This is a genomic window from Ensifer aridi, from assembly GCF_002078505.1.
Classification (GTDB): Bacteria; Pseudomonadota; Alphaproteobacteria; order Rhizobiales; family Rhizobiaceae; genus Sinorhizobium; species Sinorhizobium aridi.
Window position 1 is genome coordinate 7,689 of sequence record NZ_LUAV01000002.1, and the last position, 25,385, is coordinate 33,073.

General features: G+C 64.0%; 23 protein-coding genes. 14 read left to right on the forward strand and 9 right to left on the reverse strand.

Going from position 1 to position 25,385, the window contains the following annotated elements; all coding sequences use genetic code 11:
• Positions 1–60: 60 nt before the first annotated feature.
• A complete protein-coding gene (locus tag AYK65_RS00325; RefSeq protein WP_081157741.1) occupies positions 61–1,017 on the reverse strand; it encodes a dihydrodipicolinate synthase family protein in 957 nt (318 codons plus the stop codon).
• 160 nt (positions 1,018–1,177) lie between these two features.
• On the opposite strand from AYK65_RS00325, the gene AYK65_RS00330 reads away from it, so the two are divergent.
• Positions 1,178–2,065 carry an SMP-30/gluconolactonase/LRE family protein gene (locus AYK65_RS00330; protein WP_081157742.1) on the forward strand — a complete coding sequence of 296 codons (888 nt, stop codon included), beginning with the start codon at positions 1,178–1,180 and terminating at the stop codon, positions 2,063–2,065.
• Positions 2,066–2,149: 84 nt separating this feature from the next.
• Here the strand turns inward: AYK65_RS00330 and AYK65_RS00335 are convergent, their stop codons facing one another.
• From AYK65_RS00335 to AYK65_RS00365, 7 genes are all read right to left on the reverse strand, one after another.
• The gene (locus AYK65_RS00335) at positions 2,150–2,476 is read right to left on the reverse strand and encodes a hypothetical protein (protein ID WP_081157743.1); all 327 of its coding nucleotides are present in this window, start codon (positions 2,474–2,476) and stop codon (positions 2,150–2,152) included.
• 85 nt (positions 2,477–2,561) lie between these two features.
• Positions 2,562–3,641 carry an ABC transporter ATP-binding protein gene (locus tag AYK65_RS00340; protein WP_026616658.1) on the reverse strand — a complete coding sequence of 360 codons (1,080 nt, stop codon included), beginning with the start codon at positions 3,639–3,641 and terminating at the stop codon, positions 2,562–2,564.
• Positions 3,642–3,667: 26 nt separating this feature from the next.
• A complete protein-coding gene (locus tag AYK65_RS00345; protein ID WP_081157744.1) occupies positions 3,668–4,741 on the reverse strand; it encodes a Gfo/Idh/MocA family protein in 1,074 nt (357 codons plus the stop codon).
• A 1-nt stretch (position 4,742) separates the two neighbouring features.
• Entirely contained in the window at positions 4,743–5,759 is a 1,017-nt protein-coding gene (locus tag AYK65_RS00350) for a Gfo/Idh/MocA family protein (protein WP_081157745.1), read from the reverse strand.
• 30 nt (positions 5,760–5,789) lie between these two features.
• On the reverse strand, positions 5,790–6,668 hold the full coding sequence (locus tag AYK65_RS00355) for a carbohydrate ABC transporter permease (RefSeq protein WP_081157746.1): 879 nt from the start codon (positions 6,666–6,668) through the stop codon (positions 5,790–5,792).
• The gene (locus AYK65_RS00360; RefSeq protein WP_081157747.1) at positions 6,661–7,617 is read right to left on the reverse strand and encodes a carbohydrate ABC transporter permease; all 957 of its coding nucleotides are present in this window, start codon (positions 7,615–7,617) and stop codon (positions 6,661–6,663) included. The genes AYK65_RS00355 and AYK65_RS00360 overlap by 8 nt, the downstream gene beginning before the upstream one ends.
• Before the next feature lie 4 nt (positions 7,618–7,621).
• Positions 7,622–8,908, reverse strand: a complete 1,287-nt coding sequence (locus AYK65_RS00365) for an ABC transporter substrate-binding protein (RefSeq protein WP_081157748.1) — start codon at positions 8,906–8,908, stop codon at positions 7,622–7,624.
• 213 nt (positions 8,909–9,121) lie between these two features.
• On the opposite strand from AYK65_RS00365, the gene AYK65_RS00370 reads away from it, so the two are divergent.
• From AYK65_RS00370 to deoA, 13 genes are all read left to right on the forward strand, one after another.
• On the forward strand, positions 9,122–9,793 hold the full coding sequence (locus AYK65_RS00370) for a TetR/AcrR family transcriptional regulator (protein ID WP_081157749.1): 672 nt from the start codon (positions 9,122–9,124) through the stop codon (positions 9,791–9,793).
• Positions 9,794–9,917: 124 nt separating this feature from the next.
• The gene (locus tag AYK65_RS00375; protein WP_081157750.1) at positions 9,918–11,066 is read left to right on the forward strand and encodes a Gfo/Idh/MocA family protein; all 1,149 of its coding nucleotides are present in this window, start codon (positions 9,918–9,920) and stop codon (positions 11,064–11,066) included.
• Between the two features lie 3 nt (positions 11,067–11,069).
• Positions 11,070–12,233 (forward strand): dihydrodipicolinate synthase family protein, encoded by a 1,164-nt coding sequence (locus AYK65_RS00380; protein ID WP_081157751.1) that lies wholly within the window; start codon positions 11,070–11,072, stop codon positions 12,231–12,233.
• 8 nt (positions 12,234–12,241) lie between these two features.
• The gene (locus AYK65_RS00385; protein ID WP_081157752.1) at positions 12,242–13,660 is read left to right on the forward strand and encodes an enolase C-terminal domain-like protein; all 1,419 of its coding nucleotides are present in this window, start codon (positions 12,242–12,244) and stop codon (positions 13,658–13,660) included.
• Between the two features lie 20 nt (positions 13,661–13,680).
• Positions 13,681–14,505 (forward strand): sugar phosphate isomerase/epimerase family protein, encoded by an 825-nt coding sequence (locus tag AYK65_RS00390; protein ID WP_046120659.1) that lies wholly within the window; start codon positions 13,681–13,683, stop codon positions 14,503–14,505.
• Between the two features lie 163 nt (positions 14,506–14,668).
• On the forward strand, positions 14,669–15,958 hold the full coding sequence (locus AYK65_RS00395; RefSeq protein WP_081157753.1) for a Gfo/Idh/MocA family protein: 1,290 nt from the start codon (positions 14,669–14,671) through the stop codon (positions 15,956–15,958).
• A gap of 137 nt (positions 15,959–16,095) precedes the next feature.
• Positions 16,096–18,369: a heavy metal translocating P-type ATPase gene (locus AYK65_RS00400; protein ID WP_081157754.1), complete on the forward strand. Its 2,274-nt coding sequence runs from the start codon at positions 16,096–16,098 to the stop codon at positions 18,367–18,369.
• 254 nt (positions 18,370–18,623) lie between these two features.
• The gene (locus AYK65_RS00410; RefSeq protein WP_046120663.1) at positions 18,624–20,159 is read left to right on the forward strand and encodes an ABC transporter ATP-binding protein; all 1,536 of its coding nucleotides are present in this window, start codon (positions 18,624–18,626) and stop codon (positions 20,157–20,159) included.
• A complete protein-coding gene (locus AYK65_RS00415; RefSeq protein WP_026616672.1) occupies positions 20,156–21,289 on the forward strand; it encodes an ABC transporter permease in 1,134 nt (377 codons plus the stop codon). Before AYK65_RS00410 ends, AYK65_RS00415 begins: the two co-directional genes overlap by 4 nt.
• 3 nt (positions 21,290–21,292) lie before the next feature.
• Complete coding sequence (locus tag AYK65_RS00420; protein WP_046120664.1) at positions 21,293–22,264, forward strand: ABC transporter permease; 972 nt, start codon at positions 21,293–21,295, stop codon at positions 22,262–22,264.
• Between the two features lie 3 nt (positions 22,265–22,267).
• The gene (locus AYK65_RS00425) at positions 22,268–22,663 is read left to right on the forward strand and encodes a cytidine deaminase (protein ID WP_026616674.1); all 396 of its coding nucleotides are present in this window, start codon (positions 22,268–22,270) and stop codon (positions 22,661–22,663) included.
• On the forward strand, positions 22,660–23,457 hold the full coding sequence (locus AYK65_RS00430) for a purine-nucleoside phosphorylase (RefSeq protein WP_081157756.1): 798 nt from the start codon (positions 22,660–22,662) through the stop codon (positions 23,455–23,457). The genes AYK65_RS00425 and AYK65_RS00430 overlap by 4 nt, the downstream gene beginning before the upstream one ends.
• 1 nt (position 23,458) lies before the next feature.
• Positions 23,459–24,775 carry a thymidine phosphorylase gene (gene deoA / locus AYK65_RS00435; RefSeq protein WP_081157757.1) on the forward strand — a complete coding sequence of 439 codons (1,317 nt, stop codon included), beginning with the start codon at positions 23,459–23,461 and terminating at the stop codon, positions 24,773–24,775.
• Here deoA and AYK65_RS00440 read toward each other — a convergent pair.
• Entirely contained in the window at positions 24,768–25,295 is a 528-nt protein-coding gene (locus AYK65_RS00440) for a retropepsin-like aspartic protease family protein (RefSeq protein WP_081157758.1), read from the reverse strand. The two genes, deoA and AYK65_RS00440, sit on opposite strands and share 8 nt — an antisense overlap.
• Positions 25,296–25,385 lie beyond the last annotated feature (90 nt).

The window sequence follows — 25,385 nt, forward strand, 5'->3', positions numbered from 1 at the left end:
GGCACCCGCTTTCCTGATTTTCGCAAAGTGCGGCTTGTCCGCGCCATCTCCGGTGCCATATCAGGCGCCCGCCGCCGACCGCGGCTTTTCCACGGCCGACGCTTCGGCTCTGGCCTTCAACTCGCGCGCGGCGCGGGCGATGGCCTCGAGCCGCTCGGCGCCATCGAGATTGGAAAGGAACTCGCCAATCGGCCCGGTGTCGCAGATTCCGGCGAGTCTCACCGCCTCATGCAGGACGCGGATCGGCGAATGGGCGTCGCGCAGGTCCTCGAGCGGCAGGAAGCTCTCGCGGATCGCCCGGGCCTCGGCGACCCGGCCGGCCTGGCAGGCCTTGAGGATCGCCGTCGACAGGTGCGGCGCGATGCACACCGAACCGGAGGTGAAGGCGGAGAGGCCCATTTCGAGATGATCGATCGCCGGGCGCTCCCCGATGCCGCTGACGATCCGCTCGCCCGAACCGACTGCATCGAGGATCGCGGCAAGATAGGCATCGTTCCTCGGCTCCGGGCGCACGACCGCATATTTCACGGCCGAGATCGCGCCGTCGCGGAAAAGCCGGGCGACGTCCCCGGGGTCGAGGAAGCCGTCGTTCTTGATATAGGCGATCAGCGGTCTGCCGGCCGCGTCCGCCAGCTTGCCGAAACCGGAGGCGAGGCCCGCTGGCGTCGCCGGGAAGCCGAGCGGCAGCACCATGGCGGTGGGAAAAGCGCGCTCGCGGAGGATCGCAGCCTGATCCATCGCCTTGCCGAAGTCGGCGCCGAATGAGGGAATCATCCAGCCGCCGCCGGGAGCGATCTCTTCCAGGAGATCGAGAAGCCCCGAGAATTCCGCGACGCCGAAATTGTAGAGATTGGCGTTGCCGCCATAGAGATAGGTGGTCACGCCGCCCGAGCGCAGCCAGTCGACCATCCTGCGGTTTTCCGTCTTGCTCGGCTTGCCATCCGCCGCGCGCGCCAATGGCGGCACGGAAAGAACGGAGGAGGCGAGGTCGGCCGTGTCTACGGGGGTCGTCTTCATGGAAAGCTCCTTGTCAAGTTTCTTGTATTTTTAATTTACAAGTTGAACAAGGGCAATAGCGATGTTAGAGAAAACGGCAGCGTAAGCGCTTCAAAAATAGTGGCTCGACCGGGAGGTTTTGCCGCGTCTTCAGCTGCGCTGTCAGACCAGGGTGCAAGACATGTCTTTCGAGTTAACATTTGAATGCGCACTCGACCTGCGCTGCGCTGTCGCCGAGAGCCCCGTCTACGACGAGCGCCGCAATTGCCTATTCCTTGTCGATATCGGCCGCGGCGCGGTTCATCGTGCCGATCTGTCCGGCACGGGCCATGTCGAATGGACCTTCGATCATGGCGCCTGCAGCATCGGCCTTGCCCGGTCCGGGCGCCTGGTGCTGGCGCAGCGCGACCGCGTCGTTCTGTTCGATCCCGACAGCGGCGCGATCACCGCGGAGATCGCCACGATCGAGACCGAAAGGCGCGATACGCGCCTCAATGACGGCAAGGTCGGGCCGGACGGCGCGTTCTGGGTCGGCACCATGCATGACGTCGCGGCCGACCGGCGGCCGGTTGCGGCCCTCTATCGCGTTTCGCCGGCGGGCGCGGTAGAGCGCAAGATCGATGATATCATCTGTTCCAACGGTCTCGCCTGGAGCGGCGACGGTATCCTTCTCTTTCACTCCGATTCGCGCGGCCCCTGGATCGACCGTTGGCGCTTCGATCCCGCGACCGGTGCGCTCTCCGATCGCCGGCGCCTCGTCGTGCTCGACGAAGCGAGCGGCCGTCCGGACGGGGCGGCGATGGATGCGGAGGGCAATTATTGGAGCGCCGGCGTCTCTGCCGGCATCCTCAATCGCTTCTCGCCCGAGGGCCGGCTGATCGAGGCGCATCCCTTCCCGGTGCCGGCGCCGACCATGCCCTGTTTTGCGGGGCCGGACTTGAAGACGCTCGTCGTCACCTCTTTGCGTCCGGCGGGGGTCGGAGAGGAAAGCCGATCCGGCGGAATTTTCCTGGCCCCGAGTCCGGTGGCCGGCGTCGCGGTCCATCGCTTCGACGACCGCGGGCTCTAAGTTGCGGACGCGAGTTTGGAGGGGTCAGGCAGGCATAGCCCAAGCCCGGAACAGTTCATCAGCGGCGCCGGCTGCCGTAGGCAATCAGCGTTCGGCGGCCAACTTGTCGCGAATCTGTTCCGCTCCACCGGTCAGCCGTCGGGCGAACGGTCGATCGGGATCGACAACGCGCCAAAATGGGGCGCTGCCGTCCTGGCTGATGCGCACCAGGTGTCGCCGCATCGTCACCGGGCAGCAGATATCCGCCCCGTGCTCGGCGGCAAGCATCCGTCTGATCTCCGCAAGATCCGACAAGTGGCCGGGTGGCGCAGCCCGCAGCGCATCGGCAACCATCCGCTCGCTGGGAATCAGCACGCTCTGCGTAAGGTTTTTGCCTTGCCGCCGTGTTTTGATGATCGGTAATTCGTCCATGATCCACCTCCAGAAGTGAGCCCTACGGAGGACGAACAGAGGAATAGCAAGCCGACAGTCGCTGATGAGATTGCGGGATGAGCGCTTACATCGCCCTGCCGTCGGGGCCGAAGACGTGGCAGCGCGCGGGATCGAAGTGGACGGCGAGATTGGTGCCGCGCTCGACCTTCTGCTGACCTTCCAGCGCGACGGTCAGTTGCTGCCGATCCGGCGTGATGCCGTAAAGCATGGTTTCGCCGCCGAGGTTTTCGACGATCTCGACATTGATCGGCGCGAGCGTGATGCCGTCCTCGCGGGCGGAAAGGTGCTCCGGCCGAATGCCGAAGGTGACGTCCTCGCCGGGCGTTGCGCGATCCAAGCGCCGGGGCAAGCGGATCGTTCCGCCGCAGACTTCGATCGTCGTCTCGTTTTCCGTCACGCCAGCAATGCGCGCCTTCAGGAAATTCATCTTGGGGCTGCCGATGAAGCCCGCGACGAAGCGGTTGACGGGATTGTTGTAGAGATCGAGCGGCGCGCCCACCTGTTCGATCCGGCCTGAATTCAAAACGACGATCTTGTCGGCCATGGTCATGGCTTCGACCTGGTCATGGGTGACGTAGATCATCGTATTGCCGAGATCGCGGTGGAGCCTCGAAATCTCGACGCGCATCTGCACTCGGAGCTCGGCGTCGAGATTGGAAAGCGGCTCGTCGAACAGGAAGATGCGCGGCTCGCGCACGATCGCCCTGCCGATCGCCACGCGCTGGCGCTGGCCGCCCGAAAGCGCTTTCGGCTTGCGGTCCAAGAGCTTCTCGATCTGCAGGATCTCTGCGGCACGGCGCACCTTCGGTTCGATCTCCGCCCTCCTGTAGCCCGCCGTTTCAAGGCCGAAGGCGAGATTCTTGTAGACCGACATATGCGGGTAGAGCGCATAGGACTGGAACACCATGGCGATGCCGCGCTTGGCCGGCGCCACCTCGTTCATCCGGTCGTTGTCGAGCAGCAGCGTGCCGCCGGAAATTTCCTCGAGTCCGGCGATCATGCGGAGCAATGTCGACTTGCCACAGCCAGACGGACCGACGAAGACGGCAAATTCGCCGGGATCGATGGTGAGGTCGATGCCGTGGATCACATCGAGTGCGCCGTAGCGCTTCTCGACCTTCTGAAGAACGACGCTGGTAGCCATTGCAATTCCTCCCTGCGGCCTTCGCCCTATCTCGTATTCGCGCGCCAATTTGCGTATTTCGGGCTCTCCGGCCCGATCGGCAGCGATACTTCCTGCCGCGTATCGGCGGACTGGTAAATCGCGGTGACGAGTTCCAGCGCCTGGCGCGCGTCTTTCGTTGTCACGGGGAGCGGCCCCTTGCCGCTCAAGAAGTCGTGGAAATGCGCCATCTGAGTGGTGAAGCGCGGCGCGACCGGCTGCCAGTCGCCGATCACCTCGTCGATCCGCGCCTGCACCGCCCCGTTGGCGGCGATGATCTTCCAGGGATCCTTGCCCGGCGCATAGGGCTCATGGCTGCTTTCGAAGGTGACGTTCTCGAAATGCAGGCGCAGACGGCTGATCTGCTCCTGGGAGCCGAGCGTACAGGAAAGCGACACGAAGGCGCCGTTTTGCATGAGCAGGCTCGCCGAGGCGCAATCCTCGACCTCGATGTCGTTGACCCGCGTCGCCACCCGCCCGAACACTTTCGAGACCGGGCCGAGGAGATGCAGCATCATGTCATGCAGGTGCAGCGCGTGGGTGACGAGCACACCGCCGAGCTCCGTCTCCCAGTTGCCGCGCCAGGGCACGGCGTAATATTCCGGGGTGCGCAGCCAGAAGGTCTCGACCGAGCCGACATAGGGCTTGCCGGCGATGCCGGCCTCGATGATCCGCTTCGCCTTTTCGATGCCGTCGCCATAGCGATACTGAAAGATCGGCATCAGCACGCCTTTCGCGTGTTTCTCCGCTTCGATGATCCGGTCGACGCCCTTGAGCGAGCCGGTGAGCGGCTTTTCGCAGATCACGTGCTTGCCGGAAGCAAGAGCATCCAGCACCTGCTCCAGATGGATGCCGGGCGGCGTGCAGATATCGATGATGTCGATCGTCTCGTCGGCAATGAGTTCCTTGAACGAGGTCGTCCGCTTCTCGATGCCGAATTCGTCGCCGACCTCGTTCAGCCGCTCCTCGTTCAAATCGCAGAGGGCTTCGACGCGGAACTTCTCCGGATGTGGCAGATAGCCCTCGACGATATGCGATCGGCCGATGCCGCAGCCGATAATGGCGACTGTCTTTACACTCATGTCAGTTCTTTTCCCGGTTCTGTTCGGCGAGCGCTTGGGCGGAAAGGGCAAGCTCCATCGCCTTGAAGCAGCGTTCCCGCGGCATGGCGGTCTCGGTCCTGTCGCGGATGTCTGCGAGGAACTGCCGACCGAAGGGCAGGTCGACGGCGGAGCAGTCGATATGTTGGACGCCGTTTCGGTCGGCGAGGAACAGATGATTGCCGCCCTCGCGCCCGGCGAGATCGACGGTCTTGCGCACCTCGATCGTGCCGGTCGTGCCGACGATGAAAAGCCGACCGTCGCCCCAGGTCGGCATGCCGTCGGGGGTGAGCCAGTTCACATGAATCATGCCGGTGGCCCGGCCCGTCGACAGATGGATGTTGCCGGTGTCCTGCAGTTCCGGCTTGTCGGGCACGCTGAGGTTGTCGACATTTGCCGAAAGAATGGTCGCGTCGCTGGCGCCGGTGAAGAACAGGAACTGCTCGCATTGGTGCGAGGCGATGTCGGTGAGGATGCCGCCATATTCCTCACGCCGGAAGAACCAGTCGGGCCGCGTCTCGCGGCGAAGCCGGTGCGGACCGAGGCCGACGATATGCACGACCTCGCCGATCGCGCCGGCCGCGACAAGCTCGCCGGCCTTGACCGTCGCCGGGCTTTCGAAATGCTCCGAATAGAGGATCGAGAAGATGCGCCCCGTCTCGGCCTGGACACGGCGGACCTTGGTGAGCTGATCGAGGCTCGTCATGCCCGGCTTGTCGACGAGCACGTCCTTGCCGTGCTGCATCGCCCGGATCGCCAGTTCCGCCCGCTCGGCCGAAACGGCGGCCGAGACGATGAGGCCGATGCTCCTGTCCTCGAGTATTTCCTCGAGCGCCGCGATGCGGGGCGCGTCCTTGTAGACGCCTGTAAATTCCGCCGCGAGCGTATCGTCCTTCTCATGGAATCCGACGAGGCGGGCGCCGGCCCTGATGAGGCAATTGACCTGGCCGTAGATGTGGTTGTGGTTGAGCCCGACGGCGGCGAAACGCAATTCGTCCATGATGATTTCCAAACTCCGTCGATCAGCGCTTCATGCCGTGGTTGCGATGCCTTCGATCAGAAGGCGCTGGAAAAACAGGAAGAAGAAGAACACCGGCACGAGCGACAGCGTCGACATGGCGAAGAGGCCGCCCCAGTCGGAGGTGCTGCTCGAGTCGACGAAGGTCCTGAGGCCAAGCTGGATCGTGTAGGTGTTCATGTCGTTCAGGTAGATGAGCGGCCCGAAGAAATCGTCCCAGGTCCAGATGAAGGAGAAGATCGCCGCCGTCGCCAGAACGGGAAGCGAGAGCGGCAGCATGATCTTCCAATAGATGCGCCACGGGCCGCAGCCGTCCATCATCGCCGCCTCGTCGAGCTCGCGCGGAATGCCGCGGAAGAACTGCACCATCAGGAAGATGAAGAAGGCGTCGCTTGCGAGGAACTTCGGCACCACCAGCGGCAGGAAGGTGTTCACCCAGCCGAGATTGAGGAAGAGCACATATTGCGGAATGAGCGTCACATGGTAGGGGATCATCATCGTCCCCAGCATGATCGCGAACCAGAAATTGCGGCCTGCAAAACGCAGGCGCGCGAAGGCGTAGGCTGCGAGCGAGCAGGCCACCACATTCCCGATGACGGTCAGGACGGACACGACGAGCGAGTTCCAGGTGAAGCGCCCAAAGCTCACGTCGAGCCCGAACCAGCCGCGCACATAGGAGGCGAAATCGACCGACGAAGGCCAGAGCGAGGTCGAGGCGAAGATCTCGTCCTCCGGTCGGACCGAAGCGGAGATCATCCACAGGAGCGGATAAACCATCGCGATCGACGCGGCGATCAGGGCGGCGTGGATGAGGACCGATCCGACGGGGCTGCGACGGCCGGGCGGTGCCGATGGCGGGGCGGTTACCGAGCGCATGGTCGCATCAGTCATCGTAGTGCACCCAGTAACGAGAGGTCAGGAACGAGAAGGCCGTGAACAGGCCGATAATCAGCACGAGGATCCAGGCGAGCGCCGAGGCATAACCCATGCGGAAGTTCCCAAAGGCCTCCTGATAGAGATAGAGCGTGTAGAACAGCGTCGAGTTGATCGGCCCGCCGGTGCCCCCGGAGATGATGAAAGCGGGGGTGAAGGCCTTGAAGGCGTCGATCGTCTGCACCACCGCATTGAAGAAGATGACCGGCGTCAAGAGCGGCAGCGTGATCTTGTAGAACTGCCGGAACTTGGACGCTCCGTCGAGGCTTGCGGCCTCGTACATGTCGGTCGGGATTTGCCGGAGGCCGGCGAGGAAGATGATCATCGGCGAGCCGAATTGCCAGACACTCAGGACAACCAGCGTCCAGATCGAATAGTTCGGATGCGAGATCCAGCTCGGACCTTCTATGCCGAACTGGGCGAGCAGGCTATTGATCAGGCCGTCGCCGGCAAAGAGCTGCCGCCAGAGCACGGCGATCGCGACGCTGCCGCCGAGCAGCGACGGCAGGTAGAAGAGGGCGCGGTAGAAGGTGAGGCCCTTCACACCGCGGTCCAGAAGTAGGGCGACAAGCAGCGCGAAGGTGAGCTTGAACGGTACCGAAAGCACGACATAGAGGAAGGTCACCTGCATCGCGGCGGCGAATTTCGGATCGGCCGTCGCGATGCGGACGTAATTGGCAGTTCCGACCCATTCCGGTGAGCGGATCAGGTCGAAGCTCGTGAAAGAGAGATAGAACGAGGCGATGGCAGGCCCGAGCGTCAGGCCGAAGAAGCCGATGAGCCACGGCAACAGGAACATGTAGCCTGCTCCGTGTTTCGCCCAGAGGCTGGCCCAGCGGCCCTGTGCGGCGGGGCGCGCCTGGGCGCCCCCACCGATCGCGACAGCGGAATCCTGCACGGTCGCCATCTCCTTAGCCTCGCGACAGGATCTGCGTGACCTCGTTCACCAGCGTCTCGCCGCCCTGTTTGGCATCGAGCTGGCCGAAGGCTACCTGTTCGGCGACGCTGCGCAGGGCGAGCTCCGCCTCTCCGGCGCCCGACGGAGGCGGCGGCGGCAGGTCGCCGGCGAGCGCTCCGAGCCCGGAGACATAGTCGAGCGCCGCCCGCCCGAGTTCATCGAGCGAGGGCGCGAGCGCTTCGCGCACGGAGGCCGATTCCGGCACGCCGCGTTCGACGCCGAGGATCTTGGCGGCTTCCGGGTCCTTGACGAAGAAGTTGACATATTTGGCGCCGAGTTCCGGATCGCTGCTCTTGGCCGATACCGAGAAGAACATCGATGGCTTGCGGTAATGACCGCCCTTGGCATCCTTGCTGATCAGCGCATGGCTTTTGAGCACGATCTTGTCTTTGTTGATCGCCTGATAGCCGACGAGCTGGTTGGAATGGGCGTAGGACGTCGCCGCATTTCCGAGCGACAAGGGACTCGTCTCGATATTGAACTGGTCGAGCGCCTGTATATCCGCCGGCACGCAGGCCTTGTCCTCGCGCATCTTTTGCCACATGGCAAACCATTCGGCGCCGTCATTCGCGTCATAGGCGATCTTGCCGTCCGCGGTGAAGAGCGCCTTGCCGCGCTGGCGAAGCCAGTTTTCGAGGAGCGGCTCGACGCCGCTGCCGTCCGAGAGGCCGTAATAGCCCTTGCGCTTGCCGGCCTTGGTGATCTCGACACCCATCCGGGCGAGTTCTTCCCAGGTGGTCGACGGTGTCGGCAGGTCGACGCCGGCTTCCTCGAAGGCGACCGTATTGACCATCATCGCCGTCGAATTGGCGCCGAGGCTGATACCGTAGAGCTTGCCATCGACGCTGCCGCCCTTGATCTGCACCTCGTCGAAATCCTCGACTTTCAGCACCGAGCCGAGATAGCTGTCGAGCGGCGCGAGCGCGCCGCGCCGGGCGTATTCGACGATATAGCGATAGTCCATCTGGATGACGTCGGGCGCATTGCCACCCGCGACCTGGGTTGCCAAGCGCGGCCAGTAGTCGCTCCAGCCCAGAAATTCACCGTTGATGTCAACCCCGGGATTCGCCTTCTTGAAAAGCTCGCTCACCTTGTTGGTGCGGTCGGCGCGGGTCTGCGATCCCCACCAGAGCAGGCGCAGCCGCGCCTCCTGCGAAAAAGCGCGCGGCGCGAACGCCGCGTAGGAAAGAAGTGCCGCTCCTCCTGCGAGCACCGTGCGTCTGCTGATGCGATGCGTCATTTGTTCCTCCTCCCTCGGGAGCGCCTCCACAACGCTCCGTGTCATCGTCGTCTTGTTGAGTCCTCTTGCATTAAATAACTAATTGGTTACAAATTATGGGCAAGCAATGATCGTGTCAAGCACTTGTGTGAAATGCTGTCATTATCTTGTAATGTATCTTTACAAAGCCGCATCGAGTGCCGCCAAAGGCAAGATGTGCCGGAGGTGATGTGAATGGACAAGATGCAAGAGGATGTCAGGCGCAGGGCGGGCGGTCGTGCCGAGCGGCCCACGCAGCGCGATCCCGAGCGCACGCGCGCCTCGATCCTCGCCGCGGCCACGAAGGAGTTTGCGGAAAACGGGATCGGCGGGGCGCGGGTCGATGCGATCGCCGAGCGCGCGGGCACGAACAAGCGCATGCTCTATCACTATTTCGGCGACAAGGAGCAGCTTTACCTCGCCGTTCTGGAAGAGGCCTATGTCGGCATCAGAACGGCGGAAAAATCGGTCAATCTCAGTGACTTGGAGCCCGAGCAGGGCATAGCGGAACTCGCCATGTTCACCTGGAGGTATTTCCTGGAGCACCCGGAATTCCTGAGCCTGCTCGGCACCGAGAACCTGCATCGCGCCCGCTGGCTGCGCCAGTCGACGCGGCTCAAGGAACTGCATTCGCACTTCATCGGCAAGCTTTCCGACCTGCTCGACCGCGGCAAGGCGAAGGGTCTCTTCCGGGCGGACATCGACCCGCTGAACGTCTATCTGACCATTGCGGCACTCGGCTACTTCTACGTCTCGAACCAGTACACCCTTTCGACCATCTTCGGCCGCGACCTCATGGAAGAGGCCAATGTCGAGGCCTGGGAGCGCCACATCGTCCACGTGACCCTGGCATCCATCAGGCGCTGAATCGACCCGATGTCGTTTTTTCTGTTGACAAGTGTGTTTTTCGTCTGTCACAAAGTAACCGTTTAGTTACTGGCTTGGGAGGGCTGGTCCGCTCCCTTGGAAAGCCTGGCAGGGAGGAGACCGCATGCCGCGTTTGGGGATCATATTGCACGGCGTCACCGGCCGGATGGGGTATAACCAGCATCTGGTGCGCTCTATTCTGGCCATCCGCGATCAGGGCGGGCTAACGCTCAAATCCGGCGAGCGGCTGGAGATCGATCCGATCATTGTCGGGCGCAACCGCGACAAGATCGAGCAATTGGCCAAGCGTCATAACATCGCTCGCTGGTCGACCGACCTCGACGCCGCACTCGCCGATGCAAACGATCAGATATTCTTCGATGCCGGCACGACGCTGATGCGTGCCGAACTGATCGGCAGGGCGCTCGACGCCGGCAAGCACGTCTATTGTGAGAAGCCGATTTCGGATGATCTGAGGACCGCGGTGAAGCTGGCGCGGAAGGCGCGCGCCTCGGGCCTGAAGCACGGCGTGGTGCAGGACAAGCTGTTCCTGCCCGGGCTGCGCAAGCTGGCGCTCTTGAGGGACTCCGGCTTCTTCGGAAAGATCCTGTCCGTGCGCGGCGAGTTCGGCTATTGGGTCTTCGAGGGCGATTGGGGCGTGCCGGCCCAGCGGCCCTCCTGGAATTATCGCAAGAAAGACGGTGGCGGCATCATCCTCGATATGCTCTGCCACTGGCGCTATGTGCTCGACAACCTCTTCGGAGAGGTCAAGGCGGTCTCCTGCCTCGGCGCAACGCATATTCCGACCCGCATCGACGAGCAGGGGCGGCCCTATGAGTGCGACACCGATGACGCGGCCTATGCGACCTTCGAGCTCGAAGGCGGCGTGATTGCGCAGATCAATTCCTCCTGGGCGGTGCGCGTGCGCCGCGACGACCTCGTCACTTTCCAGGTCGACGGCACGCATGGCTCGGCCGTCGCCGGGCTGACGAAATGCTGGACCCAGCACCGCGTCAATACGCCAAAGCCGGTCTGGAATCCGGACCAGCCGCAGACCATCGATTTCTACAAGACCTGGGACGAGGTGCCGGACACGCAGGCCTTCGACAACGGGTTCAAGGCTCAGTGGGAGATGTTCCTGCGCCACGTCGCCGAGGACGCTCCCTGGCCCTACGGGCTCGAGGCCGGCGCCAAGGGCGTGCAACTCGCCGAGTTGGGTCTGAAGTCCTGGGCCGAGCGCCGCTGGCTCGACGTTCCGGCACTGGAGTTCTGAGCCATGGTCAGAATCGATCTCCCCCAGGAAGGCCGCCTCGCCCGTTACGAACTGACGGGCCGGCCGGTTCCCCTGAAGAAGCGTGACGCGGCCGCCTTCGCGCGGGTCGCCTTCGCCGCGGCCCATGTCGTCGCCGATCCGCTGGCGGACAACGATCCATGGCTCATGCCGGCGATCGATTGGGAGCGCACGCTCGCCTTCCGTCACCGCCTATGGGATCTCGGCCTCGGGGTCGCCGAATCGATGGATACGGCGCAGCGCGGCATGGGGCTCGGCTGGCCGGAGGCGCGCGAGCTCATTCGCCGCTCCCTTGCCGAGGCGCGCGGCCGCTCCGGCGCGTTGATCGCCTGCGGCGCCGGCACCGACCATCTGGCGCCCGGGCCGGATGTGTCGATCGACGATATCCTCAAGGCCTACGAGAGCCAGATCGAAGCGATCGAAGCCGAAGGGGGCCGCATCATTCTGATGGCGAGCCGGGCCCTCGCCGCCGCGGCAAAGGGACCGGAGGACTATATCCGCGTCTACGACCGCGTTCTCTCCCAGGTGAAAGAGCCGGTGATCATCCATTGGCTCGGCGAAATGTTCGATCCGGCGCTCGATGGCTATTGGGGCAATGCCGATCACATGGAGGCGATGAAGACCTGCCTGGCGGTGATCGAGGCGCATGCCGAGAAGGTCGACGGCATCAAGATCTCGCTCCTTTCCAAGGAAAAGGAGATCGTGATGCGGCGGCAATTGCCGAAGGGCGTGCGCATGTATACGGGCGACGACTTCAACTATGCGGAGCTCATTGCCGGTGATGCCGAAGGCTATTCGGATGCGCTGCTCGGCATTTTCGATGCGATTGCGCCGGTCGCCTCTGCGGCGCTCGAGGCGCTCGGCAAGGGGCGGAACGGCGAATTCTTCGAGCTGCTCGAGCCGACGGTGCCGCTCTCGCGCCATATCTTCAAGGCGCCGACGCGTTTCTATAAGACCGGCGTCGTCTTCCTCGCTTATCTGAACGGCCTGCAGGATCATTTCATCATGATCGGCGGCCAGCAGAGCGCCCGCTCGCTCGCCCATCTCGCCGAGCTTTTCCGCCTGGCGGACAAAGCCGGTGCTCTCGCCGATCCGGACCTCGCGGTTGCTAGGATGCAGCGCGTTCTCGCCGTTCACGGTGTTGCGTGAGGCGCGGCATGAGCGAAGCGCCGCGCGTCAGACTCGTCGAAGCGGAAATATTTGAGCGTCCGGTCGATTTTCGCTTCCCCTTCCGTTTCGGTGCGGCGCGTGTCGAGCGCGCACCGCAGGCTTTCGTTCGGGTGCGGATCGAGGACGAAGGCGGCCGCTCCGCCGCCGGCTGGGCGGCCGAGATGATGATGCCGAAATGGTTCGACAAGAGCCCGACGCTTTCGCCGGACGACAATGTCGGGCAGCTTCGCAGGTCGCTGCATCTGGCGATCGAAGGGCTCAAATCCCTGCCCGCGAATACCGCTTTCGGCCTTCACGCCGCCGCCGAGGCCGATCATCACCGCATGGCCGCGCATGAGGGCCTTCCGGCGCTGGTCGCCTCCTATGGGCTGGCGCTCGTCGACCGCGCCATTATCGACGCGCTGTGCCGGCTCGAGGCAACGAGTGCTGCCGCGGCCGTCCGGAACGATCTCCTTGGTATCACCGACGCGACCGCGCCCGACCTCGCGGGCTTCGACCTGCCGGGTTTCCTCTCGCGGCTGGAGCCTTCGCCGCGCCTTGCGGTACGGCATACGATCGGTCTCGCCGACGCGCTGACGGCCGCCGATGTCGAGCCGGCGCAGTGGCTGGAGGACGGCCTGCCGCAGACGTTGGAGGAGGTGATCGCGGCCTATGGTCACCGCTATTTCAAGATCAAGGTGTCCGGCCGGCCCGAACAGGACGTGGAGCGACTGCTTGCCGTCACGGCGGTGCTCGACCGTGCCATTGGCGACTACCGGGCGACGCTCGACGGCAACGAGCAGTTCGAGAGCGCCGATGTCGCGGTTGATTTCCTCGAACGTGTGCAAAGAGAACCGCGCCTCGCAAGGCTCCGCCATTCGCTTCTCTTCTTCGAACAGCCGATAGCGCGGGCAGAGGCGCTGTCGCGATCGGTCGCCGCCGTAAGCGAACGAATACCGCTGGAGGTAGACGAGTCCGACGGCGATGTCGGAGCCTTCCTGCGCGCCCGCGAACTCGGCTATGCGGGCATTTCGTCGAAGTCCTGCAAGGGCTTCTATCGGTCGCTGCTCAATCGCGCCCGGGTCGAGAAGTGGAATAGCGAGGTCGGCTCTTCCCGCTATTTCGTCTCAGCCGAGGATCTGACGACACAAGGCGGCATCGGCCTGCAGCAGGACCTTGTCCTCGCCGCGCTCGTCGGCGCCGGGCACGTCGAACGCAACGGCCATCATTATGTCGACGGCATGGCCGGAGCCCCGGCGAGCGAGCAGGCCGCCTATCTCGCTGCGCATGGCGATCTTTACGAGAACGGGAATGGCCGCGCGCGACTCGCGATCAAAGCGGGCGAGATCAGCTTTGCGTCCGTGCTGCGAGCAGCCGGCCTCGGCTCCGCGGTCGAGCCGGACTGGGCGGCTATGTTGCGCTCATGAGAAATGGGGGAGGGAATCCAATGCAGGTCGAGGGCCTTTCGATCAATCTGGCGACGATCCGCGCGCAGTGCAGCTTCGCCGAGGCCGTGGATATCTGCCTCAAGCACGGGATCACGGCGATTGCTCCCTGGCGCGACCAGGTGGCCGCGATCGGTCTCGAGGAGGCGGCTCGCATCGTCAAGACCAACGGGCTCAAGCTCACCGGGCTCTGCCGCGGCGGCTTCTTTCTGGCCGGCGACGCGGCGGGCCGGGAAAAGGCCCTCGACGATAACAGGCGCGCGATCGACGAGGCGGCGGAGCTCGGCGCGGATTGTCTCGTGCTCGTCGTCGGCGGCTTGCCCGGCGGCTCGAAGAATATCGATGCGGCCCGCCGCATGGTCGAGGAGGGCATTGCCGCGGTCCTGCCGCATGCTCGTGCGGCGCAAGTGCCGCTCGCGATCGAGCCGCTGCACCCGATGTACGCCGCGGACCGCGCCTGCGTGAACACGCTCGGCCAGGCGCTCGATATCTGCGAAGCGCTCGGCCGAGGCGTCGGTGTCGCGATCGACGTCTATCATGTCTGGTGGGATCCCGACCTCGCAAATCAGATCGCGCGCGCCGGCAGAATGGAGGCGATCCTTGCCCACCACATCTGCGATTGGCTGGTTCCGACCAAGGATATGCTCACGGACCGCGGCATGATGGGCGACGGGGTCATCGACCTCAAAGGCATCCGGCGCCGGGTCGAAGCCGCCGGTTTCCATGGACCTCAGGAGGTGGAGATCTTTTCGGCCGAGAACTGGTGGAAGCGTCCGGCCGAAGAGGTGATCGCCACCTGTGTAGAGCGTTATCGAAGCTGCTGTTGAGATGGATGATGGCTATGTTCCTTACAAGTCGGTTCGCCAGATTGCCGGAGATCGCCTTGACTTTCGTGAAATCTGATCGCTAACATGTATTATAAGTTTACATGCCAGTACCGTTACCGCCGGTCGCGCGGCTTCACCCCAGACAGGATTGCGTGAGGAAATGATGGACAACAAGCGTCGTTTTGCGCTGGTCGGCACCGGCAATCGCGGAACCACCATGTGGGGCAAGGATCTGCTGGCCGGCTGGCGCGGCCTCGTCGATCTCGTCGCCATTGCCGACACGAATTCGCTGAGGGCCGAGCGGGCCCGCACGATGATCGCCACCAATGCGCCGATCTACGGCAATGTCGACAGGATGCTTGCCGAGGCGCGCCCGGATCTCGTCATCGTCTGCACACCGGACGACACGCATGATGACATTGTCGTCAAGGCGCTCGAATCCGGCGCCGACGTCATCACCGAAAAGCCGATGTCCACCACCGTGAAAAAGATCCGCCGCATCCTGGAAGCGGAGAAGCGCACCGGCCGGCGAGTGGACGTCTCCTTCAACTACCGCTTCGCGCCGACGGCTGCGCGCATCAAGGAGCTGCTCGCCGCCGGCGAAATCGGCCGCGTCACTTCCGTCGACTTCCACTGGTATCTCGACACGCGGCACGGGGCCGACTATTTCCGCCGCTGGCACGCCTATACGGCGCGCTCGGGCAGCCTCTTCGTGCACAAGGCGACGCACCATTTCGATCTTTTGAACTGGTATCTCGATAGCGATCCGGAAGCGGTCACCGCCTTTGCCGACCTGCAGATGTATGGCCGCAAGGGTCCATTCCGTGGGCCCCGCTGCAAGCTCTGTCCCCACAAGGGCGAGTGCGACTTCTATCTCGACCTCAAAGCCGATCCGTTCCTCGATGCGCTTTACGAGGAGCCTTCCGAGATCGACGGCTATTTCCGCGACGGCTGCGTCTTCCGCGAAGACATCGACATTCCGGACACGATGGTCGCGAATATCCGCTACCGCAACGACGTTCACGTCTCCTATTCCTTGAACACTTTCCAGCCGATCGAGGGCCACCACATCGCCTTCAATGGCACGAAGGGCCGGATCGAGCTGCGCCAATACGAGGACCAGCCGTGGGAGACGCCGCCGGAGGACGTTATCCTGCTCGTCCGCAACTTTCCAAAAGGCAAGCCGGCGATGGAGCGCATCACGGTGCCGCATTTCCCGGGCGGGCATTATGGCGGCGACGATAGGTTGCGGAACATGCTGTTCAAGCCCGACGCGAGCGACCCGCTCGGACAGCGGGCGGGAGCGCGCGCCGGCGCGATGTCCGTCCTCTGCGGCATCGCGGCGCTTGAAAGTTCGCGCACGGGCAGGCTCGTGCGCCTCGCCAGCCTGATGCCCGAGCTCTTCACCGAGGGGGTTCCGGCGGTGCGCAAGGTCGCGGCGAATGCGGGCTGATGCCGCCAACCGGCCGCATCCGAGCTTGCCTGGCGCCGACGCCACGCCGCGAAGGAATCCGCCTGACGCAATTTTCGTCTTGCACCTCTAGTCACTAGAGGTCGTAGCTTGCTCTCGAAGTCCCCAAGGAGCAAGGCATGGCAAGCAGCAGCATTCGGGAAACCAGATATCGCGTCGACGGCATGGATTGCGCATCCTGCGCAGCGAAGATCGATACCGCCGTCAGGCGTGTCGCCGGCGTGGAAGACGTCACGGTCTCGGTGACTGTCGGAACGCTGACGGTACTGCATGCGGACGGCGGCGATGTCGGTCCGGCGATCGTTAAGAAGGTCGGCAGCCTCGGCTATGGGCTGGCTCCGCTCTCGGTCGTGCCGGAGCCGGATCCGGCGCAGTTAGACGACCATGCTTGCTGCGGCCACGATCACGGCAATCACGCCCTGCATAGTCATGGGCATGGTCACGCGCATTCGCATGACGGGCCTTCCGGGTCCCCGACAAACACGGTCAGCATTTCCGCTTCGCAGCCCGCTGGCTCTTACGGAGCCGCGCCGTGGTGGCAGACGACAAAGGGCAGGCTCACCATTGCCTGCGGCATCGCAATTGCAGCCGCCTACGGCATCGGCAAGCTCATGCCTGCAACCGAGCCTTGGGTATTCACGCTTGCCATGCTCGTCGGCCTGCTGCCGATCGCGAGACGGGCGGTCATGGCGGCGCGTTTCGGCACTCCGTTTTCGATAGAGATGCTGATGACCGTCGCGGCCGCCGGTGCCGTTGTGATCGGCGCCGGCGAAGAAGCGGCGATGGTCGTCTTTCTCTTCCTGATCGGCGAACTGCTGGAAGGGGTCGCCGCCGGCAAGGCGCGGGCGAGCATTCAGGCGCTGTCGGCCCTCGTGCCGAAATCGGCGCTCATCGAAATGGATGGAAAAATGGTCGAAGTGCCGGCGGAAAGCCTCTCCGTCGGCGCCGTCATCCTCGTTCGCCCCGGCGACCGGCTCCCGGCCGATGGCATAGTCGTCGCCGGTGACAGCAGCGTCGACGAAGCGCCGGTCACCGGAGAGAGCACGCCCGTCCTGAAGGAAGCGGGCGATGGCGTCTTCGCCGGCACGGTCAACGGCGAGGGTGCGCTTCGCGTGCGCGTTACTGCCGCCGCGGCGGACAACACCATCGCCCGCGTCATCAGGCTCGTCGAAGAAGCGCAGGAGATGAAGGCGCCGACCGAGCGTTTCATCGACCGGTTCTCGCGCTACTACACGCCGGCCGTCGTACTCGTCGCCGCGTTGGTTGCGATCGTCCCGCCGCTTTTATTCGGCGGTCTTTGGCAGGACTGGATCTACAAGGGGCTGGCGCTTCTCTTGATCGGCTGCCCCTGCGCGCTCGTCATTTCCACGCCAGCGGCAATCGCCGCGAGCCTGTCGGCCGGGGCGCGCCGTGGCCTGTTGATCAAGGGCGGCGCCGTGCTTGAAACGATCGGCAAGATCACGGCGGTCGCCTTCGACAAGACCGGGACGCTTACCGAGGGCAAGCCCAAGCTTACCGATGTCATCGGCTTCGACCGGCCGGAATCCGAGGTCATCGCTCACGCCGCCGCGCTCGGGCAGGTCTCCAGCCATCCGCTGGCGCAGGCGATCCTTGCGCGTGCCGAATCCGACGGCTTGACGCTGCCTGCCGTGGAAGGCGCAAAGGCCCTCGGCGGCAGGGGCATGTCCGGTTCGGTGGGCAACACGGCACTTTTCCTCGGCTCGCCTCAGGCCGCCGGCGCGCGCGCGCCGCTCACCGGAGAGCAGCAGGCGCGGATCGAGGCCCTGCAAGGCGAGGGCAAAACCGTGTCTGTGCTTCTCGCGAACGGCGCCGTCGCCGGGGCGCTCGCCGTGCGCGACGAGCCGCGCGCCGATGCCGTCAAGGGCGTGAAGGCGCTGACAGAGGCTGGGCTTCGCGTCGTGATGCTGACCGGCGACAACCGGCGCACCGCCGGCGCCATCGCCGACCGGCTCGGCGGCATTGAGGTGCGCGCCGAACTCCTGCCCGAGGACAAGCAGCGCATCATCGGCGAACTCAAGGCCGAAGGCTTTGCCGTTGCGAAGGTTGGCGACGGCATCAACGATGCGCCGGCACTGGCGGCAGCGGATGTCGGCATCGCTATCGGCAGCGGAACGGATGTCGCGCTTGAAGCGGCGGATGCCGCAAGCCTCCACGCGCGCGTTGCCGACATCGATGCGATGATCAAGCTGTCGCGGGCAACGTTGCGCAACATCTATCAGAACATAACGGCCGCGCTCGGGCTCAAGGCCGTGTTTCTGGTGACGACCATCGCCGGCGTAACCGGCCTCTGGCCGGCCATCCTCGCCGACACCGGCGCCACCGTGCTCGTGACGATGAACGCGCTGCGGCTGCTGCGTTTGCCTGAGAAGTAAACGGCCGATGGATGCCGGCAGGAAGGCCGAGAAACGCGAGCGCAACTCCATTCCCCGTGCTCATTTCACGCACAATCTCCCTGTGTATATTCGCGCTGGACTCTCACCAGTGATCCGGGGAGAGTATAAGGAGATCGCGATTGAGGGCTTTCACGCCCGGAAATCGATGATAAACTTATACCAAATGGTAAAAAAATTGTCGGCACGGTTCCTGCGATGAGCCGAAGCGGGCAGGAAGGGGATCGCAAGCCAATATGGACGATATTGCCATCGAATTGCATGGGATCGACAAGAGCTTCGGACTGGTCCACGCCAATAAGGACATCAATCTCAAGGTTCGCAAGGGCACGATCCACGGCATCATCGGCGAAAACGGCGCGGGCAAGTCGACGCTGATGTCGATCCTCTACGGCTTCTATCAGGCCGATAGCGGCGAGATCCTGGTCGACGGCAAGCCGGTTGCCATTCGCGATCCGAATACGGCGATCTCCGTCGGCATCGGCATGGTGCATCAGCACTTCATGCTCGTGGAAAATTTCACGGTGCTCGAAAACGTCATGCTCGGCGCCGAGGACAGCCAGGTCCTCAACAAGGGCATCGCCAAGGCGCGCACGGAATTGAAGCGGCTCGAGAACGAATATGCGCTGGAGGTCAATCCCGACGCCCTGATAGAGGAGCTGCCGGTCGGTCTCCAGCAGCGCGTGGAGATCCTGAAGGCGCTTTATCGCAAGGCCGATATCCTGATCCTCGACGAGCCGACAGGCGTGCTGACGCCGGCCGAAGCCGACCATCTCTTCCGCATTCTCGGCCAGCTCAAGTCGCAGGGTAAGACGATCATTTTCATCACTCATAAGCTGCGGGAGATCATGGCGATCACCGACGAAGTTTCGGTGATGCGCCGCGGCGAGATGGTCGCCACGCGCAACACGCGCGAAACCTCGGTCGAGGAGCTGGCCGAGCTCATGGTTGGCCGCCGCGTGCTGCTTCGCGTCGATAAGGGCGAAGCGAGCCCCGGCGACGTGAAGCTCGCGGTCCAAGGCCTGACGGTCAAGGACAGCCGCGGCGTCACCATGGTCGACGACGTCTCCTTCGAGGTTCGCTCCGGCGAGATCGTCGGCATTGCCGGTGTCGCCGGCAACGGCCAGTCGGAACTGCTCGAGGCGATCGCCGGCATCCGCAAGGCAACCGCAGGAACGGTGCTTCTGAACGGCAAGTCCGTCGATGTCATGGGCCATAGGGATCCGGCCGAACTCAGGGCTCGTGGCCTGGCGCACGTACCGGAAGACCGGCATCATGTCGGGCTCGTCCTCAAATTCGAGGAAAGCGAGAACGCCATTCTGGGCTACCACCATGATCCGCGGTACCTCAACGGCGTCTTCCTGAACATCGATGCGATCCGCAAGGATGCCGAGGAAAAGATCGCCAAATACGACATCCGCCCCCCGAATGCGCGGCTGAAAACCGCCAATTTCTCCGGCGGCAACCAGCAGAAGATCGTCCTTGCCCGCGAGATGGAGCGCGATCCGGACGTGCTGATCATTGGTCAGCCGACCCGTGGCGTCGACGTCGGCGCGATCGAATTCATCCACAAGCGGATCATCGAGATGCGCGACCAAGGTAAGGCCGTGCTGCTCGTCTCCGTCGAGCTCGACGAGATCCGCTCCCTTTCCGACCGCATTCTCGTGATGTTTGCGGGTCGCGTCGTCGGCGAGCGCAGCCCGGATGCGACGGAAGGCGAGCTCGGCCTCCTGATGGCCGGCGTCGAAGGCCGCAAGGAGGCCGCAGAATGAGCACCCCTTATGCGAAACTCCCGGGCTGGGTCGAATATGGCCTCATCCCGCTGATCAATCTCGCCGTTGCTTTCCTCGTAGCCGGTCTCGTCGTGCTGCTCGTCGGCGAAAATCCGCTGGAGGCGGCTTATCACCTGATCAACGGCGCTTTCGGCCGCGGCGAATATATCGGCTTCACGCTCTATTACGCGACGACCTTCATCTTCACCGGGCTTGCCGTGGCGGTCGCCTTCCATGCCGGGCTCTTCAACATCGGCGGTGAAGGCCAGGCCTATGTCGGCGGCATCGGCGTGGCGCTTGCCTGTCTGTGGCTCGACCAGACGATGCCCTGGTATGTGGTCTTCCCGCTCGCCATCCTCGGCTCGGTGTTCTTTGGCGCGCTCTGGGCTTTCCTGCCCGGTTGGCTGCAAGCCAAGCGCGGCAGTCACATCGTCATCACCACCATCATGTTCAACTTCATCGCGTCGAGCCTGATGGTCTATCTCCTGACGCGCGTCCTGAAGCCGCTCGGGTCGATGGCGCCGCAGACGCGGACCTTCGCCGAAGGCGGGCAATTGCCGAAGCTCGACTGGCTGCTCTCGATCTTCGGTCTCGATGTCGGAACGGCACCCTTCAACATCTCCTTCTTGCTGGCGCTGGTGGCGGCCTTCGGCGTCTGGGCGCTGATCTGGCGCACCAGGCTCGGCTACGAGATGCGCACAATGGGCCACAGCCCGTCAGCCGCGCGCTACGCCGGCATTCGCGAAAGCCGCATCACGGTCATCACCATGATGATTTCCGGCGGCCTTGCCGGCATGATGGCCTTGAACCCGATCATGGGCGAGCAATTCCGCATGCAGCTCGATTTCGTCCAGGGCGCGGGCTTCGTCGGCATCGCGGTAGCGCTGATGGGCCGCTCACATCCGGGCGGTATCATCCCCGCCGCCATCCTCTTCGGCGTGCTCTATCAGGGCGGCGCGGAAATCGCCTTCGAGATGCCGTCGATCTCGCGCGACATGATCGTCATCATCCAGGGTCTCGTCATTCTTTTTGCCGGTGCGCTCGAGAACATGTTCCGCCCAGCCATTGCGCGCGCCTTCGCAATGCGCGGCCAGCGTGCGGCTGCCGTCGTTCAGACCAGGGGAGCCTGAGTCATGGATTTCTTCCACGTTCTCGTCGTGCTCCTGGAATCGACGATTCGCGTCTCGGTGCCGCTCGTCTTCGCGGCGCTCGCCGGCCTCTTCACCGAGCGCGCCGGCGTCTTCGACATCGGCCTCGAAGGCAAGATGCTCGGCGCCGCTTTCGCGGCCGGCGCCGCGGCCGCCGTCACCCAATCGGTCTGGATCGGGCTGATCGCGGCGATCCTCATTTCCGTGGCCCTGTCGCTGGTGCACGGCTATGCCTCGATCACCCAGCGCGGCAACCAGATCGTCTCGGGTGTCGCGATCAACTTCATCGTCGCCGGCTCCACCGTGATCCTCGGCGAGGCCTGGTTCCGCCAGGGCGGACGCACACCGGCGCTCGCCGAAGGCGCCAGGTTCCAGACGATCAGCTTCCCGGATGCGGACATGATCCGCGAGGTGCCGCTGCTCGGTCCGATCTATGCGGACCTCCTGTCCGGGCATTTTCTGCTTACCTATCTGGCCTTCGCGATGGTGCCGATCAGTTGGTGGATTCTTTATCGCACCCGCTTCGGCCTCCGGCTCAGGGCCGTCGGCGAGAACCCGGGTGCCGTTGACACCGCCGGCATCTCGGTGATCTGGCTGCGCTACCGCGCCGTCATCTGCTGCGGCATTCTCTGTGGTTTCGCCGGCGCCTATCTGTCGCTGGCGATGACGGCCGGCTTCGTCAAGGGCATGACGGCGGGCAAGGGCTATATCGCGCTCGCGGCGTTGATCTTCGCCAAGTGGCGGCCGAAGAACGTCATGTTCGCCTGCCTGCTCTTCGGCTTCCTCGATGCGCTGGCGATCCGTCTGCAAGGCACGCCCTTGCCGCTTATCGGACAGGTTCCGGTGCAATTCATGCAGGCGCTGCCCTATATTCTCACGGTGATCCTGCTTGCCGGCTTCATCGGCAAGGCGATACCGCCCAAGGCCGGCGGCGTACCCTATGTGAAGGAGCGCTAGACAATGTCCAAGGACGAGCTCTTCGTCGCGGCACGTGAAGCCATGGCAAGGGCGCATGCGCCCTATTCCAAGTTTCCGGTGGGCGCCGCCATCCGTGCCGAGGACGGCAAGATCTACACGGGCGCCAACATCGAGAACCTGTCCTTTCCGGAAGGCTGGTGCGCGGAGACGACAGCGATCAGCCACATGGTGATGGCCGGCCAGCGCAAGATCATGGAAGTGGCCGTCGTTGCCGAGAAGCTCGCGCTCTGCCCGCCATGTGGCGGCTGCCGTCAGCGCTTAGCGGAATTTTCCGGCGCGAGCACCCGTATCTATCTCTGCGACGAGACGGGGATCAAGAAGACGCTTGCCCTCTCCGATCTCTTGCCGCACAGCTTCGAGACCGAGATCCTCGGATGACGGCGGCGGCGGAATTCCTGAAAGACAAACTCGGCGCGCTTATGCCGCGTTACGGCATCGTGCTCGGCTCCGGGCTTGGCTCGCTCGTCGAGGCGGTGGCGAAACCGGTCCGCATTCCCTATGCGGAGATACCCGGTTTTCCGGTGAGCAGCGTTTCCGGCCACGCCGGCGAACTCGTCGCGGGCAGGCTCGGCGATATTCCCGTCGCCGTGCTCTCCGGCCGCGCCCATTTTTACGAGCGCGGCGACGCCAATGCGATGCGCGTGCCGATCGAGACGATGAAGCGGATCGGGGTCGAAAACCTGATCCTCACCAATTCGGCCGGCTCGCTGCGCGAGGACATGCCGCCGGGCTCCGTGATGCGCATCGCCGATCACATCGCCTTTGCCGGTGCCAATCCGCTGATCGGCGTCGAAAGCGACGAGCGCTTCGTCGGCATGACGAACGCCTATGATGCGGCGCTTTCCATAGGGATGGAGGAGGCCGCCGAGCGCCTCGGCATCCCGCTCGCGCGCGGCGTCTATATGTGGTTCTCCGGCCCGAGCTTCGAAACGCCGGCGGAAATCCGCATGGCGCGCATTCTCGGTGCCGATGCGGTCGGCATGTCGACGGTTCCCGAGGTGATCCTCGCGAGGTTCTTCGGGCTCAGGGTGGCGGCAGCCTCCGTCATCACCAATTTCGCCGCCGGCATGACCGGGGCGGAGCTCAGCCATGAGGAGACGAAGCAGATGGCGCCGCTCGGCGGTCAGCGCCTGGCAGCGATTCTGAAAGAGATGATCGCGAGCGGAGGCTGACATGGCCATGCTCCCTCAGGAAGTGATCCGGAAGAAGAGGGATGGCGGAGAGCTCGATCCGGCGGAAATCGCCGGCTTCATCAAGGGCGTGACCGACGGTTCGATCTCGGAAGGGCAGGCCGCCGCCTTCGCCATGGCCGTGTGGTTCTCCGGCATGAATCGCGACGAATGCGTCGCGCTGACGCTGGCGATGCGCGATTCCGGCGAGACGCTCGACTGGAGCGAGTTCGGGCGCCCGGTGGTCGATAAGCACTCGACGGGCGGCGTGGGCGACAATGTCTCTCTTATGCTCGCGCCGATCGTCGCCGCTTGCGGTGCCAATGTGCCGATGATCTCGGGCCGAGGCCTCGGCCACACCGGCGGCACGCTCGACAAGCTCGAATCGATCCCCGGCTACAATATCCAGCCATCGCCCGAGCTGTTTCGCAAGGTCGTCGACGAGGTCGGCTGCGCCATCATCGGCCAGACGGCCAATCTGGCTCCGGCCGACAAGCGCCTCTATGCGATCCGCGATGTAACGGCGACGGTTGACTCGGTGCCGCTGATCACGGCTTCGATCCTTTCGAAGAAGCTCGCCGCCGGCCTCCAGTCGCTGGTGCTCGACGTCAAACTCGGCAACGGTTCCTTCATGACGGATCCCGACGAAGCCAAGATCCTCGCGCGCTCGCTCGTCGACGTGGCAAACGGTGCGGGCGTGAGCACGTCCGCATTGATCACCGACATGAATGAACCGCTGGCGGACGCGGCCGGAAACGCGCTCGAAATCGAGACCTGCCTTGCTTATCTGCGCGGCGAGAAGGCGGGAACCCGCCTCGATCAGGTCGTCGTGGCTTTCGCGGCGGAAATGCTCGTCGCAGCGGGCATTGCGACACACAAGGTCGAGGCCGAGGCCTTGGTCCGCCGCGCTCTAGAGAGTGGTGCCGCGATGGAGCGTTTCGCGCTCATGGTCCATCGGCTTAGCGGGCCCGCCGATTTCGTCGATCGGTCCGAGGCCTACCTCGAAAAGGCGCCGGCCGTCGTACCGGTGCCGGCCGCGCGGGAGGGCTACCTGACGGCTTGCGAGACGCGCGAGATCGGAATGGCGGTCATCGCACTTGGCGGCGGGCGCAGCCGTCCCGATAACCGGATCGATCACCGCGTCGGTCTCTCCGATTTGTTGCCACTTGGGACCGAGGTGCAGAAAGGTGAGCCGGTCGCCTTCGTGCATGCTGCCGATCTGAGCCAAGCGGAAGCGATGCGGGAGAGGATTGGGGGCCTCTACACGATCGGGGACGTTGCACCCGATCCGCGCCCCGTCGTCATATCCGGGATTACCTGACGAGATGGAGCGCGCCGCCCTCGACGCGATAGGATGATAGCCGGCTCAGGAAGGACATGCCGACGAGCATGCCGGAGAGTGCCTTGTCGGGCAGGATCATGGCATCGATGTTCTTGAGCGAGATGTTACCGATCTCGACGCGGTCCAGACTGACGCGGGCAGCCTCTACGATGCCGTTGGCCGTCTGCACGCGTGCATTGAAGGCGAGGCTGCCGACGGCGATGCCGAAGCGCCGGGCCGCCGAGGCGTTGATGGCGATCGTGCTCGCGCCGGTGTCGACGAGCCCCCGTTCCGATCGCCCATTTATCCGGAACGTGCCGAAGAAGTGGCCGGCGCGATCCCCTTCGAGCACCACACCTTTGCTGCCCGCGTAGCGTGCCGTCGCCGCCGGCGCCGCGGCGCCTACCGAGCGCTCTACTGCGCTTTCGCTCTGCCGAGCGAGATAGGTCGAGGCAAGCTCAGGAACGACGAGTGCGAGAGCGGCAAGTCCAGCCGCAAAGGCGAGGAGGCGTGTAATCATTGGGGCTCCGGCGGAGCAAGCGGAAACGAGTCTAGCCTAAGCCGATCATCGCTAACGCCATGCAAAAAAGCCGCCGGAAAGACCGGCGGC